The sequence below is a fragment of the Paenibacillus sp. P2(2022) genome, assembly GCF_029522175.1.
Lineage (GTDB): Bacteria > Bacillota > Bacilli > Paenibacillales > Paenibacillaceae > Paenibacillus > Paenibacillus polymyxa.
In genome coordinates this window covers 60,853-75,790 of record NZ_JAKWFI010000007.1, presented here as the reverse complement: position 1 = coordinate 75,790, position 14,938 = coordinate 60,853, and the positions used below count along the sequence as shown (strand labels likewise).

The 14,938-nt window shown below is 45.6% G+C and carries 9 protein-coding genes; 3 read left to right on the top strand and 6 right to left on the bottom strand.

What is annotated here, in order from left to right; genetic code table 11:
• Nucleotides 1-179: 179 nt before the first annotated feature.
• Both MMB75_RS20150 and MMB75_RS20145 read right to left on the bottom strand, forming a co-directional pair.
• Nucleotides 180-1,328, bottom strand: coding sequence for an RDD family protein (locus MMB75_RS20150; protein ID WP_019685814.1), 1,149 nt, complete (start codon nt 1,326-1,328; stop codon nt 180-182).
• Nucleotides 1,312-2,178, bottom strand: a complete 867-nt coding sequence (locus MMB75_RS20145; RefSeq protein WP_029515299.1) for a LysR family transcriptional regulator — start codon at nt 2,176-2,178, stop codon at nt 1,312-1,314. Before MMB75_RS20145 ends, MMB75_RS20150 begins: the two co-directional genes overlap by 17 nt.
• 134 nt (nt 2,179-2,312) lie before the next feature.
• On the opposite strand from MMB75_RS20145, the gene MMB75_RS20140 reads away from it, so the two are divergent.
• Nucleotides 2,313-3,302, top strand: a complete 990-nt coding sequence (locus MMB75_RS20140; protein ID WP_045244944.1) for a zinc-binding dehydrogenase — start codon at nt 2,313-2,315, stop codon at nt 3,300-3,302.
• Nucleotides 3,303-3,387: 85 nt separating this feature from the next.
• Here MMB75_RS20140 and MMB75_RS20135 read toward each other — a convergent pair whose 3' ends face one another.
• From MMB75_RS20135 to MMB75_RS20125, 3 genes are all read right to left on the bottom strand, one after another.
• The gene (locus tag MMB75_RS20135; RefSeq protein WP_016820153.1) at nt 3,388-4,779 is read right to left on the bottom strand and encodes an MATE family efflux transporter; all 1,392 of its coding nucleotides are present in this window, start codon (nt 4,777-4,779) and stop codon (nt 3,388-3,390) included.
• 277 nt (nt 4,780-5,056) lie between these two features.
• Nucleotides 5,057-6,427, bottom strand: coding sequence for a glycoside-pentoside-hexuronide (GPH):cation symporter (locus tag MMB75_RS20130; RefSeq protein ID WP_016820152.1), 1,371 nt, complete (start codon nt 6,425-6,427; stop codon nt 5,057-5,059).
• 27 nt (nt 6,428-6,454) lie between these two features.
• Nucleotides 6,455-8,398 (bottom strand): glycoside hydrolase family 127 protein, encoded by a 1,944-nt coding sequence (locus MMB75_RS20125; protein WP_016820151.1) that lies wholly within the window; start codon nt 8,396-8,398, stop codon nt 6,455-6,457.
• Nucleotides 8,399-8,591: 193 nt separating this feature from the next.
• Between MMB75_RS20125 and MMB75_RS20120 the strand changes: the two genes are divergently transcribed.
• Both MMB75_RS20120 and MMB75_RS20115 read left to right on the top strand, forming a co-directional pair.
• A complete protein-coding gene (locus MMB75_RS20120) occupies nt 8,592-9,470 on the top strand; it encodes a helix-turn-helix transcriptional regulator (protein ID WP_016820150.1) in 879 nt (292 codons plus the stop codon).
• Between the two features lie 110 nt (nt 9,471-9,580).
• On the top strand, nt 9,581-10,978 hold the full coding sequence (locus MMB75_RS20115; protein ID WP_277510211.1) for a phytase: 1,398 nt from the start codon (nt 9,581-9,583) through the stop codon (nt 10,976-10,978).
• 151 nt (nt 10,979-11,129) lie between these two features.
• Here the strand turns inward: MMB75_RS20115 and MMB75_RS20110 are convergent, their stop codons facing one another.
• Nucleotides 11,130-14,870: an alpha-L-arabinofuranosidase C-terminal domain-containing protein gene (locus tag MMB75_RS20110; protein WP_277510207.1), complete on the bottom strand. Its 3,741-nt coding sequence runs from the start codon at nt 14,868-14,870 to the stop codon at nt 11,130-11,132.
• Nucleotides 14,871-14,938 lie beyond the last annotated feature (68 nt).

The window sequence follows — 14,938 nt, the reverse complement described above, 5'->3', positions numbered from 1 at the left end:
CGGATAGTGTTTCCCAACTCCACCGCTTTGCTTGTCCAGCACTATTCTGCCTGCTCCGTTTTTTGATGTTCATCTTTTAAATTCAGCTTAAATACAAAAAAAACAGATGCTCCTATGAGCTATCTGCTTTTTTTGTTTACCCTAATAACTTCGAATATAGTGGCTGCTTCATGTTCACGTTACATCATGTTCATTTCACGGAAACTGTCTCTAATCTTGCGCAGCTCTTGCTGGGCTCGACCGTACCGGGAAGCGTAGGTCCAAGCAAGCACTTGATGATAATGCGAAGGCGTTTCAATCGTGGTCACATTATACATGATCGGAATCCCGTCTACTTCTCCTTTTAGGGTGAATTCAATGGCTGGGTATCCATTCACCACCCTGTCGGAGGCCAGCCCCAATTCGGGGTCCGTAATTTCTGACACCAAATGGTCTTCAATAATCCCTTTATATTCTTGAAGGGTCATACTGCTGTCAAAGTCGCTTTTCGGTTCAGACAATACAATCAAATATCTATCGGTAAATTCATTTTTAATGGAAATATCCGCTTCCTCATTAATCATATTATCTCGTGACCAATTCCACGGAGCCGTAATCGCAAACTGGTTATCCTTACTGATAAATACCTCTGGCTTCACGATTTGAGTAATGAGCGTAGAAATTAAGGATACAGCAAAGACAATCGAAGCGATCGTCATCAGGATGATTGCTCCTGCAATAATTCCGTTTTTCTTTCTGCCTACCTTCCCCAAATCCCGTACCTTAACTACATATGTATTGGCGACCATATCTCCAATTCGTTGTTTCCGAGGTGTCACCAGCACACAGATGCCGGCGGGCAGCCCCCAGAAAAGCAGCGGATTCGTATCCACCAGATATATGAGCGTACGGATCAACGATTTAATCATGCCTGGTGGCCTTCCTTCTCCATTCACAACCTGAATACGAAGTACAAACTTGCCCAGCGTATAGCCTGTAAGTCCTTCCAGTAACAGATAATAGCAGAAAGAGCCAATCAAGAAGAGAATCACTACCATGCCCAGATTTGGAGTTTCCGTTTCAGATAGTTTCTTCGCTGCGAAATAAACCAGCCCTCCATACCCAAAGACGATAAGAATGAAGTCAATCATCCAGGCGGCCCATCTTCTGAAAAAGATAGAGGCTCCGTATGTCTCTGATAATACCGCCATCCTATCTGGTTCTCGTCGTTGATAGCCGCCATTCCTCACAAATTCTCCCGGTGCTACTGTAGATGGATTTTTCGATAAATGATGTTCTTCCAAATGATACACCCCTGATGTCAATTTAATCCTAGTTAAGTATAGCATCCTTTTTCATCCAGTGGAGCAAGCCTGACAGCGCACTGGAGTAAGCCGAATCCCGCCGATGAACAAACCACACCTCTAATTTGCTATATGTTTCGGGTAAACGATGCGAAGCAATCCTTCCTGCCTCCTTCGCCTTTACAATTGACGAGTGTGGAAGCATGGACACCCCCAGGCCAGAGGCTACACCACCCACAATGACTTCCAATGTCCCAAATTCCATAGTCTGATACGCATCTACACCTGCTTCGCTCAGAAAGCTTTCCGCTCTTGCCCGATGTGTGCAGCCTATATCGAAGAACAGCATAGGCTTGGCGAGCAACTTGCTCATATCACTTTCTCCCGGTTCCGAAATAAGCACCAACTCCTCTTCGAAAGCCGCCATATGCTCTATATTGGGATCATCGACAGGGCCATAGACGAATGCCCCATCTAACTCGTAATTCAATACCTTTTGTACAAGAGCATGCGTCCCCCCGGTCATAAGCGACAGATGCACATCAGGGTATTGAGCGTGATATCCCGTCAATAATGAGGTTAGATGCGTAACCGCAGTCGTCTCAATCGAGCCCAGTCGCAACGGTCCCGCAGGCTGAGCCGAATATTGAGTAGACTTCTCTGCCTCGTCGAGCAAGGTCAGTATGGATTCTGCATACTCCAGCAGATTCTCTCCTGCCGACGTTAGCGTCATTCCGCGGTTAGATCTGCGAAATAGCGGTACGTTCAATTGTGCCTCAAGCTGCTGAATCCGCGAGGTCACATTGGACTGTACATAGTTCAACACTTGTGCAGCCCTTGTGATACTGCCCTCGCGAGCAACCGCCCGAAAAATTTTCAAATCACTGCTTTCCATATATACATCACCTGGTTGGTATGATCATTTATGATACTGACGTTCGATTTTGTTCATTTTACCGGATGCTTGCCGCTCTGTACAATTCAAAGTACATGCAAATGCATCTAAAATCGACTACAGGAGGCTTTAAAATGAAAGCTGTAATACATACCGGCAAAAGCGGCCTTGAGGGCCTGATGTATAAGGACGTTACGGACAGACATCCGGGGCACGGCGAAGTGAAGGTCAGACTCAAAGCCGCGGGCTTGAACCATCGGGATCTGTTCCTCATGGCGGATCGAACCAACAACGATGCTCCACTCATTCTCGGATCGGATGGAGCAGGCGTGATCGAAGCTGTAGGCGCTGGCGTTCCAAACTCGCTGGTTGGCACTGAAGTAATCATCAATCCTTGTATCGGATGGGAAAAGGCGCACCTCGTTCCCTTGGTTCCTGCCATTCTGGGTGGTCCTTCAGATGGAACATTGGCCGAATCGGTTATCATTCCCGTTCAAAATGCAGTCCGCAAGCCAGCTTACCTGTCTTGGGAAGAAGCTGGGGTACTGCCTCTGTCTGCCTTGACCGCTTACCGCGCTCTCTTCACTAGAGGCCAATTTCAGCAAGGGGATCATGTGCTCATCCCCGGTATTGGCGGCGGGGTAGCCACGTATGCCATGCTCATGGCTTTAGCAGCAGGCGCACGGCTCAGCGTCACATCACGTAGCGAAGCCAAAAAACAAGCTGCCCTCACCCATGGTGCTCATCATGCATTCGACAGTGATAGCGATTGGAAAGAAAGTATGAACGGAGACACCGTGGATCTGATCCTTGACAGCATCGGACCCGCTACATTCGACAATTATTTGGATGTCATCAAACCGGATGGTCGAATCGTTACATTTGGCGCAAGCTCAGGAGATCACATAGAGATTCCGCTTCGCTCCATATTTTTCCCACAGATTAGCATCATCGGTACCTCTATGGGGAGCAGCGAGGAATTCGCAGATATGCTCCAATTCATGGAGCGTCATTCCCTTCATCCCATTATAGACGGCGTCTTCCCTCTACAAGATACGGCGCAAGCCTTTTACCGTATGCAGCAGGGAGCGCAGGTAGGCAATATAGGGATCAGCATGGAGTAATACGCACCTAACCATATGCGTCTAGAAAAAAATCCACTACTATAAAGGGCCTCATCCGAGGTCAATTTTATAGTAGTGGACCTATTCAGTCGATCAAACGATGCTGAACCCATTTGTTGCCGCGGAAGCGCCAGAGGAAAACGATCCCCCGCACCCCCCATTCAATATCCATGGCCAGCCAAACACCCACAATTCCCCAATTGAACACAATACCCAAAACATATCCGAGCACTACCCGACATAGCCACATGGACAGCATTGAGGTGAGGGACGTAAATTTGGAGTCACCTGCCGCCCTAAGCGCAGAAGGTGTGATAAAGGCGATGGACCAGAGCGGAATCTGGGCCAACGTATTAATCAGCATGACCATAAAAATGTCATCTACAATTTCAGCAGGCGGATGAAACAGCCCTACCATCGGCTTAAACAAAGGCATTAGGATCAGCCCCATTACAATAAACGAAGCGGACGACAGCCAAATAAACGATTTGGTAAACTTGCGGGCATCGTGTACATTTCGCCGTCCCATGCATTGACCGACCACGGTCACAATTGTAAGAGCCAGAGCATTTGCAGGAATTTGGAACACATTAGCTAGGGATGAGCAAATGGCATTCGTCGCCAATGCATTGGTCCCCAGGTTCACAATGAAAATTTGGGTTAAAATTTTACCCCCATTAAAAAACATCTGTTCCGCCGCAAAAGGAAGACCAATAAACAGAATCTTTTTAAGCATAGCCAGATTAAAATAAAGCATATCCCTAAGCTGGACACGCAAGTCATCATCTACCCTGACCAAATAAATCAACGCGCAGGCAGCCCCTGCATATCTGGACACATTGACTGCAATCGTCATGCCCAGTACACCCATATCCAACAAGTTAATAAATACGACATTCAGCAGTACGTACGAAAAGTTCATGATAAGCGAAAGAGCCAGCGATGCCCTCGTCTTGCCGATCCCTCTCAGCGCTCCACATACCGCTTCAACAATCGCAATCCCTACAAAGGACATACAGCTTCCCAGCAGGTACACCTTGCCGTTAGCCAATACATCAGGCGAGGCGGAGCCAAACAGCACACTTAAAATTGGATTGTACAACACGATCATAAACAGACTGATGCATAAGGCCAGCAAGGAAACGGAGGATATGGTACCGGAGGTTGCTTTAGAGACCATAAGGTCATTACCGCTCCCCTTATACTGCGCCACGACAACCGTTCCCCCGGTAGACACAGCCACAAACACATTAATTAGAAAAATATTTAATGAATCAATCATATTTACGGCACTGACCGCCGCCATTCCTGACGAGCTAATCATAGCCGTGTTCACCAAATTAAGACCTACGATAAAAGCCTGATCAATCAGAAGCGGGATAAACAGGGCGATAATCTGCCGATAATCAATGGACTCTCCTGAAAAATGTCTATTTAGAAAGCCATGCGTTCTCATCCTTACACTCAGTTGACTCATATTATCACATTCTTTTTTATCAAATTGAAAAAAACCCTTCAGCAGAAGAGTCTTTCATGGCGAAAAAATGTATAAAGTTGCAAGGCTAGATGTCTCTGGCTCTTGATTCTGTACACTTTTCTCTACATAGAAGTATCACTCTAAAAGAAAATCCTGTCAATGGTTTTGCTCACATTTGAATAGAAAAAACCGAAAAAACCTGCTCAGCTTAATGAACAGGTTTTTAAGCAGTATGACCATGCTATGAAACGTTATTAACCTCTTGTTATAAGAATGATTATGATCTTCCCGCAATTAAATCTTGTTGAATAGAAGCTTCATTCTTCTCGAATTTCTTATAGAAAAACATAGGAATGATTCCGATTAAGAAGACGATAAACGGTAGCCAGATAAAGCTGAACTGAATGCCAGACAAAGCAGTCGGGGTCTGAACCTTTCCAGCAATATAGCCTGTGCTACCCATAACCCATGCTGGCAATAATCCGCCAATTCCGCTCCCCGCTTTAATACAGAATGCGCTTCCAATAGAAGTCAGGAATCCACTTGCCCGAATTCCATTTTTCCATTCCCCGTAATCTACTGTATCGGACAACATTGCAAATGGCATCGAGCACGCAAAGCCTGATCCTAAGGCACCTATGATCCAACCAGCAATAATAAGGGTTAAGTTTGTACTTCCCATTAAAATCACGACTTGACCTAGTGCAGCTAATATCAATCCGATAATCATGATCGTATTTTTACTTAATTTTCTGGCGAAAAACGGAATCAGAACCATCGAGATCAATTGCAAAGAGGTCAATCCATTGATTAAAGGCACCAAGTCCTTACTATCCAGATTGTATTGCAGATAAAAAATGAGCGTGGCAGAACGAATATTCAAGCCGATCCAGTAACACAGGTTAGCAGCTACAACGAGCATCCAGGGCCAGTTTCGCTTGATAGCTGTAAAGCTTTTAGCAATCGGGACAGCTTTCGTTTTCACTGCCGCATTTTCACGCAAATCGGCAAACGCTATGAAAAACATAATAATCGCCATGATTCCAAATAAAACGAGTGTTAAAGAAAAGCCTTTTTGATCATTTCCCTGTCCAAAGAAGGCTACGAGGGGTAATGTGAACGTCGTGGCGATGAAGAAGCCCACGTTTCCCCCGACCATACGGAAAGAGTTCAAGACCACACGTTCATTGGAATTGGTGCTCAGGTTAGGCAGAATAGACGTAATCGGCGTACTGATTCCCGTATACAGGATACCCGCTATGATATAAGTGATAGCCGCGTATGCAATTTTCCCCGATTCACTCCAATTGGGTGTCGTAAACGTAAGGACCATGAACACGGCAAACGGAACAGCTAGCCATAGAAAATAAGGTCTGCTCTGACCGTATTTGGACTTGGTCCGGTCAATCAGGATGCCCCAGATCGGGGCATCAATGGCATCAATAAAACGGGTGATAAATAGTAATGTTCCGGCAATCCCGATAGAAAGACCGAATACATCTGTATAAAAATATAACAGATAGCTGGAGATGACACAGTATAGTAGATTGCCAGCCGTATCCGTTAATGAATAGCTGATTTTACGATGAAAAGGAACGGTACTGGTTGCTTTTTCAGGTGGTTCCGTACTCACAATTCTCGTACTCATGATCTTTCCTCTCCCCATGCGAATGAATTATGATTCATAAACCCATACACGCATTTCCCCTTTGGCCCGATTACACCAGGCGTAGTAAGGAATAGCGGTAATTTGTTGAGGAACAAGTTCAGGGGGCTCCGAGCTGTATAATGCATTCGAACTTTTTACCCGATATCCCTCTATGGTCAGCTTTACAATGCCACCTAGCAGATTTTCGCTAAACTCTTCTGTAATAGGACTATCCTTTGGTAATCTTAGCCCTGCCAGGTTCGCCCCATTATCCGCTTCTTCCAGACAGTACACGACTGGACCGCGTTGGAGAGCAATTTGCTGCTGGTTCATGGAGACAAGCGGGTTGCTCCGAATGCGCTCGACTGGCATAGCCAAATGCAATGTGACCACATCGCCGTCCTTCCAAGTACGCTGAATCTCGACATAGCCCTTTTCCAGATGGTCTATGGAGATAGCTTCCCCATTTACCTTGACCTGTGCCTGCTTGCACCACCCTGGAATTCGCAGTGCCCACTTAAATGCAGTTGGCTCTGTTACATGGATCGAAAGAGCAAGATCCGCATCCCACGGATAATGATGAGTTTGTATAATTTCAACCTCTTGACCAGATAAAGTCATGTTCACCTTGCTGGCAATATACAGATGCGTATACAATGTGTCCTCGGTCTGGGTGTACATATTGTCCTCCACCGATGCAATCATTCGCGCCAAATTGGGCGGACAGCAGGCGCAGAAGAACCATTTTTGCCGTTCTGTTTTTACATGCTCCTGATCCTTTCTCGATTTTTGAAAAGGATTGACTTCCAGCGGATTCACGTAGAAAAACCGTTTCCCATCCAGATCCATTCCGCTGATCGTTCCGTTGTATAACGCGCGCTCCAGAACATCGGCATATTTCCGGTCCGGCGCTAAGCGCAGCATGCGGTTAGCCCAGAAGGCCAGCCCTACAGAGGCGCAAGTTTCGCAGTACATGCTGTCATTGGGAAGATCATGATGGCAAGTGAATGCTTCCGCATTCACCGTAGACCCGATTCCGGCGGTAATGTACATTTTGTGGTTCGTGACATTATCCCACAGCGTTTCACATGCTTGTAAAAGGGAAGCATCTCCCGTTTTTGCGGCCAGATCCGCCATCGCAATATACAAATACACTGCTCTTACCGCATGGCCGACGGCCTCTTTTTGCTCCCGCACAGGTTGGTGTGCCTGCTGATATTCAAAGCCAAGGCCAAAATTAATGTTGTTATCATCATTCCAGGTGGGCTCTGTTTGAATATGCTTTCTCTTTTCTTGCTCCTCCACAAAATAAATTGGATGCTGTCCCCGCTGTTCGATAAAATATTGCGCTAATTTAAGATATTGATCCTTAGCCGTTACGTCGTATAATTTGATCAAGGCCAGTTCAATTTCTTCATGGCCCGGATAGCCTTTCCGTTTCCCTTCTTCTGTACCAAAAGTCTGCTGAATCAGGTCTACGTATTTCTCCATAATGTGAAGAAATTTCGTCTTACCTGTCGTTTCATAATAAGCAACAGCCGCTTCTATAAAGTGCCCGGCACAATACAGCTCATGATTATCTCTTAGATTCGTCCAGCGATTATCGGGTTCCTTGAGCAGATAATACGTATTCAGATATCCATCCTCAGCTTGAGCTCTTCCCAACAGATCAATGACTTCATCGGCCCGCTTTTCAAGCGCAGAATTTGGATGATCCCTTAAGCTAAAAGCGACCGTCTCCAGCCATTTGGCAAGATCACTGTCTTGGAAAACGGTTCCATAATACTCCCCACTGGATTCACCGGCCGCAATTCTAAAGTTCTCAATCGCATGACTGGGTTCTGTATCTGGTAATTCATCATTTAGTGCTTTCCACTGATAAGGAATGACCTCTTCCGCCACAACCTGCTTATACTTTTTCCAAAATGAATCATCGACGATGACATGCTTCACTGGCTTTGCCGTTTTCATTGAATAAACATCCCTTCCTGGAAATAGAACGCTTTCATTTTTGAAAAAATAAGGATAAAGTAATGATAATATCGAACAGGCTAACCTGAGCGCCCCTTGCTACAGTCCTTATTTTATCAACCTGAATTTATAAAAAAAATCGCGATCTTTAACTAAAACTTATACGATTTCACACACAAAGGAGCTGACTTCTATGAGCAAAACAGACTTTCTATCTTTCCTTGTCCCTCCATTGCCCTATTTCATAGAGGGAAATTTTACTACATATCAAAAAGGGGACTGGCATCCGAATCGCTATAACTTGGGTTATTTTGACGTAATTATCATTAAAGAAGGACTACTGCACATCGGTGAGGAAGATGAATCGTGGAAGATAACTGAAAATCATGCTCTCATTCTTGAGCCGGACAAGCACCATTTCCCCATAGAGGCATGTACAGAACAAACCTCCTTTTACTGGTTTCATTTTCAAACCAACAGTATGTGGTGTGCCCAATCCTCGCCGAATTTTATTATCCCTAGCACCCCCATTCCTGAACTGCATTTTCACTCAGAACATACCACCATCCATCTACCCAAATATCAGAAATTAATTAATCCCCATGAGCTGTTCTCCAAATTGGACTATTTACTAGCCTCTACTCTAAAAACCCGAAAGCTGGCTCTATGGGAGACTCAACAAACATTTGTGAATATTTTTCAGAGTTTGGAATATGATGAGAATTATAAAAGCAGTTCCTCCAAGTTAGCTGAACAGATCGAAATTTTCTTAAAACAAAACTACAGAAATGCGATTACTAATAAAGACCTGGAGGCGCATTTTCACGTACATCAAAATTATCTTGCTAGATGCATGAAGGCCACCTTTCAGCGTACACCACTTGAGTATTTAATGGACTACCGTCTGGATCAGGGACGCAGTCTTTTGCTGCAAACCGACTGGTCCATCCAACAAATTACGGAGGAAACAGGATTCTCCCAAGCCAGCTATTTTTCAAAGTGCTTCAAGGAAAGATTCGGAATGTCGCCGAAAAACTACAGACAGCAATACTGGAAACCAGCCACCAATTGAATGTTTACGTCTCTTTTACATTTCTTTTACATTTCGATTGTATTCTTTTGATATTGTCGCTTTATACTGAGTCGGTTATATCATTTTCACATCAGAAAAGGGGCATACATATGAAGTCAACTAAACTAGCATTATTAACCATGTTAACAGGGATTCTGGTATCACCAGACCTGATCCATGCGGCAGACACTCAACCATCTGGGTATGCACCACTACGAACACAAGCAGATAAATTGGGGGCAACTATTACATGGGATAGTGATGACCATTCAGTGTTGGTCAAGCTGAAAAATGGCATTGTGGGAACTTTTACAGTCGGTGAGAAGCAATATCGTCTAGCCGGCCAAACCGGAAAAGCAGACCGTGAAATTAAAATAATCAATGGAAATGTATATCTTCCTACAAAAGTGATTACTGCGCTTGAAGCAGAAAATAGCAAATATGCAGATCCTAAAGACGCAGTTCCCACCTATAAAGTGACCCCTTCTGTCGAAACAGAAGCCGTGGAGGATGGAGAAGATGCAGCTGATGACCCTGCGATCTGGCTCAATCCGGTTGATCCGGATAAAAGCAGAATTCTAGCTACCAATAAAGGCGGCGGAATTTTAGTCTATGATCTGGATGGCAAGCAACTGCAGAACATCAAAGTCGGAAAAATGAACAACGTGGATCTTCGTTACGGTTTTACACTGGGCGGTAAAAAGATCGATATTGCAGGCGCAACCAATCGAACCAACAATACGATCGATATCTTTGCCATTGATGGTGAATCAGGAACATTGACCAACGTGGTTGGCAAACCTATTAAAGCAACCATGAAAGAAGTATATGGATTTAGTTTATACCATAGCCTCAAGACAGATAAGTTTTACGCGCTCGTTTTGGGCAAAGAGGGAGAATTCGAGCAATATGAGTTGACTGACAATGGTAACGGCAAAATTGCCGGCAAGCTTGTCCGTCAGTTTAAGCTGGCTACGCAATCCGAGGGCATGGTCGCCGATGATGAATATGGTACGCTGTACATTGCTGAAGAGGATTACGCCATTTGGAAATATAGCGCCGAGCCAGACGGTTCATCCAAGCCGCTGCAACGTGTTGATATTGCAGATGGACGCAGACTTCACGATGACATAGAGGGACTCACATTATATTATGGCAAGGACGGCAAGGGGTACCTGATGGCCTCCAGTCAAGGCAACAGCAGCTATGCGATCTATGAACGACAAGGCGACAATGCCTATATTAGCAACTTCACGATCGGCGACAGCCCTACCGTAGATGGTACGTCTGTCACAGACGGTATTGATGTTCTTGGCTATGGATTAGGCAAGAATTTCCCTCATGGTATCTTCGTTGCACAAGATGACGAAAATCTCCAAAACGGCAAGAAGTTAAATCAGAACTTTAAAATGGTACCTTGGGAACGAATTGCTACAAGTGCTCCTACCCCGCTAACAATAGACGATGGCACCAATCCGCGTGAATTGGTAAACAGAAGCACGAAGTAATGCCCGTCAGGGAAATCGAGACAACAACGTTCTGACTTGATCCATAGAAAAAAGGGGTGTCCTAAAAGCCATAAAACGGCTACTTGGGACACCCCTTTTTGTTTTTAAGCGGCAAAAGGTTCCAACATCCTTACCTTAACTATCTCGTACCCTACGCTTTAAGATCCAGTACCAGTACATTTACCGAATTAGCCGGTAATTGTAAGAGGACAGAATCCGTATGAAGTGTGAGCTGATGTTCGGTAGGCACTACCTTTTCATCATTTTTCTTATTCACGTTAGGTACATGAACAAGCGAGGAATCGCCGGTTAGTGTAATCAGCTTGGCGCTGGACTCAACATTCAAATCTTGTAGATTCAGCTGCGTTGCCTTATCTACGTTGTCGGCATTCACAAGCTTCACATATACATGTTCAGCATCTCGGGTCACCGAATGAAACACGTCCCTGTTATAAGCCTCCAGCTTGTAATCCAGCACTTTGCTGGTTGTCTTGCCGTCCGTGTAGGAGCAAATCAGGTTGCTGCCCGTTTCTCCCCCATAGTTCACCGTGATGGTGTAGTCGGTATTATCGGCCAGTTCTTCATAGCTGGCTGCTCTCAAGTTGCCCGCAGCTGTACTGGAAGAGTAGTCACCCATGGTATAGCCTTCTATGCCTTGCTTGTAAACCTTCACGCCGGTAGCATTGCCGCCATAGCCAATCGCGTATTCGATGACGTTCTTTTTCTCAGCGGTAATATCCGTGAGACCTGCACCCACATAAAAACCGTCCGTGCCGGAAATGCGGGAAGCAACGACCTCTACCTTATAGTTGTTCCAGCTGTCGTTCAAGATGTACAGGCCGTTCAGACCGCTATCTTGGGCTTTGAGGACAAGCCCCTTGCCTTCCTCCACCGTATATCCCACGGAGCCAGGAATAACTTTCCAGGCTGAATTCAATGCCTTGGTAAAATCTTGATCCAGCAGCACACTGCCGTCCTTATTCGAAGTAACAGTCACACGCTTAACCACAACCTCGGCGTTACCTGTCGCGATCTCAATTCCACCCTGAGGAATGAGGTCAATTGGCTGGCCGTTTTTGTAAGTAGAGAACGAAGTGGCCAATACTTTATTGCCCAAATATTTGGCATACATTTGCTGCACATAATAGTTGGGTGTAAACCATACAGTTTCGTCATCGAACCAGATACAATCCGGTGTCCATCTGTACGTTCCGTCCGTCAGGACTTTGTTAAACAGCGGCGCATAGGCAGCCAACCGGACGACATCAGCATTATTTTCGAAGCCCGTCATCACTGCTGCTTCTGCGACTGCGCCTGCCAATGTATTTTTATCTGTTGAGGCATACTCCCCAACAAACACCTTCGACGTTTCTTTCCAGTTGACACTGCCATCAGCGTTATAAGCTCTATAGTAATAATTATAGCGGTCCACATTATTCAACAGATACTCATTAGAACGGTAATAGTGTTCATCGGCAATGGTGTCCATATAGTCTTTTTGCTTTTCATACCAGGTTACAGTTTCTTCCGTCACCTGGTTACCGTCCGCAAAAGCAACCTTGGCAGAGCCCTCCATATTACCGCTCAGGAACTTCCAGCCCTGTTGATAGGCATCGTCGTCTGCTTGAGCGCCAACCGTGGAGATAATGTGCAGCTCATATCCTGGGTAGTTTTTCTCCATGTACTCATCAATCGATGTCTTGAACACTTCAAAGTTAGCGAAGAACTCTGTGCCCCAGTTTTCGTTCCCCACGCCCAGATAACGCAGATCGAACGGTGCTTCATGGCCCATTTTTTTACGCATGGCGGCCCATTCATTGTGTTCAAAATCAACGCTGATCGCAAAGTCGATCAGATCCGTAAAATTCTTGATATAGTATTCTCTTAATGCGCCGCCAGCCGGATGAGCATAATCTGAACGGGCTTGGCAGAGCACACCGCAGGCCATAACTGGAAGCGGAGCTGCATTGAGGTCTTCTGCCAACTGGAAGTATTCCATATAACCAAGACCCATGGTCATCATATAGCCCCATACATTAAAGTTTTCCTTGCGCAGCTCGATATCCCCAATGGATTCCTTCCAGTCATATACGTTTTCCCATATAAACGATCCTTCGGAAATACATCCCCCTGGAAAACGCAAAAACTTCGGATGCATGCCGACCAGTGCGTTCACCAGATCTTTTCTCAATCGGTAGTTCGGATTACCCTGATAGTTGGCGTGTGCCGATGGGGAGTGCTCTTCCTCTCCCGCCCCCCATACATCTTGTGGGAATAAGGAAACCATATCAATGGAAATGTCGCCTTCAAATGTAAGCGCCAGCTGTCCCAGAATCGTAGCTGTACCTGTCAGCACCAGCTTGGAGTTGACGCCATATTTTTTCCATGTGTTTCCACCTTCCACCTGTACGGTTACCGAATCACTGATAGCCTTCTCCTTCGAGTCTTGAAGTTGCAGTGTGATTGTACCCGCAGATTCGGCCTTTGCCCAGATGGTAAACTCATACTTGGCACCTTCTTGGATGGACATGGCACAATTCTGGTTAGAATCGGAAAAGCCCTTGTTTCGAATCGTTGCCCCATCCGCTACTGTTACGTAATAAGAGTTCACATCCTTGTCTTTTGCGCCCAAAAACTCATTTAATCCACCGCTATGTTGTGGAGCCATCTTGTCCGTATCACCAGACCAGGCGAACAATGGATTGCGGTTCCGTCCTGTAGAGCAGCCGCATTCACCAGAAGCATGGGAATACGTATCAAACTCAAAGGATTCGAAGGAGCGATTTTGTACAAGTTCTGCATATATCCCGCCATCTGCCGCGTTATTGATATCTTCGTAGAACAAGCCGTACATCACTTCGCTGACATCCACAACTTCTTTATTCCCATGAATGGTCAGCGTGTATGGAGGCAACTGTTCTGGAAGAACGGATACTTCAAAGCTTTCTTCTATCCTGCTTGAACCTCTGGTCAAGAGAGCCGTAACGGTGACTCCCTGTGCGGAAGTAATCGCCTGAACCTGCCCATGGTCAGAGAGTATGCTAGGCTGGCTGGATTTCCAGGTCACTTCTACTCTTCCACCCATCAGAACCGTTGGCAGAGCTATGTCTTTGGTTATAATTGTCGTCGGAAATGATAAATACTTATCTCGAGCAAGCTTCACGATCTCTTCATCTGTCAATGAATCGCACATGACCTCAATAATTTCATCCGCCGTCAAACCTGCTTTATAAATTCGGAAGTCCGAAACCGAGCCAGCAAAGTCTACATCGGCTGCATGTTGGGAACGACCGATAAAATTGTTGCTATAGTTGGTCGTATCTGCAAACGTTTCGAACCATTTGCGCAGCTTGGCATAGTTACCACTGGAGGTTTGGCTAATGGAACCGTCTGCTGCCACTTCACCATTAACATATACCACCGGTCCCGCACTGCTTAATGTACCGCCTTTTGTGCCGATGACAGACAGGGCTATGTGCATCCACTCATCCCTGACAAAGCCCCTTCCTGGGTCTACGGACAAATCCACCTCAGTGAAAAGAGTTCCGCGCAGATTCCGTGTCATAAACATATAAGGCCCAGTATGCGCTTTACCAAAGTCAAAAACACGTTCCCACATATCCGTGAATCTGCCGAAGTTTACCCAAGCCGTCACTGTAACACCGGTGTTATCGCTTACATCTTTGAACAGATCGGAAGGGAGCTGAATATAAGATGTTCCGTTGGGTCCTCCCTCAAGTGCCAAAGCCGCTCTTCCGGTAGCATGGGAGATCGTAGGTGCTGCTGTGCCTGAAGCAATCCCATCATTACCTTGTCCGGAGCTATCCTTGCCGACGTTCTCTGCATCATCAAACTTGTACCGCGCAATGATTTGATCTTGGAATTTGGTCATCTTTGTGGCTCCTATACCTATAGTTTATTAATGTAATACCTAATTAGTTAATATAAATGCGTACTATA

Coding starts and splice junctions, on each gene's coding strand:
- MMB75_RS20150 (WP_019685814.1), bottom strand. CDS start 1,328: ATGCTATACTTAACTAGGATTAAATTGACATCAGGGGTGTATCATTTG.
- MMB75_RS20145 (WP_029515299.1), bottom strand. CDS start 2,178: ATGGAAAGCAGTGATTTGAAAATTTTTCGGGCGGTTGCTCGCGAGGGC.
- MMB75_RS20140 (WP_045244944.1), top strand. CDS start 2,313: ATGAAAGCTGTAATACATACCGGCAAAAGCGGCCTTGAGGGCCTGATG.
- MMB75_RS20135 (WP_016820153.1), bottom strand. CDS start 4,779: ATGAGTCAACTGAGTGTAAGGATGAGAACGCATGGCTTTCTAAATAGA.
- MMB75_RS20130 (WP_016820152.1), bottom strand. CDS start 6,427: ATGAGTACGAGAATTGTGAGTACGGAACCACCTGAAAAAGCAACCAGT.
- MMB75_RS20125 (WP_016820151.1), bottom strand. CDS start 8,398: ATGAAAACGGCAAAGCCAGTGAAGCATGTCATCGTCGATGATTCATTT.
- MMB75_RS20120 (WP_016820150.1), top strand. CDS start 8,592: ATGAGCAAAACAGACTTTCTATCTTTCCTTGTCCCTCCATTGCCCTAT.
- MMB75_RS20115 (WP_277510211.1), top strand. CDS start 9,581: ATGAAGTCAACTAAACTAGCATTATTAACCATGTTAACAGGGATTCTG.
- MMB75_RS20110 (WP_277510207.1), bottom strand. CDS start 14,870: ATGACCAAATTCCAAGATCAAATCATTGCGCGGTACAAGTTTGATGAT.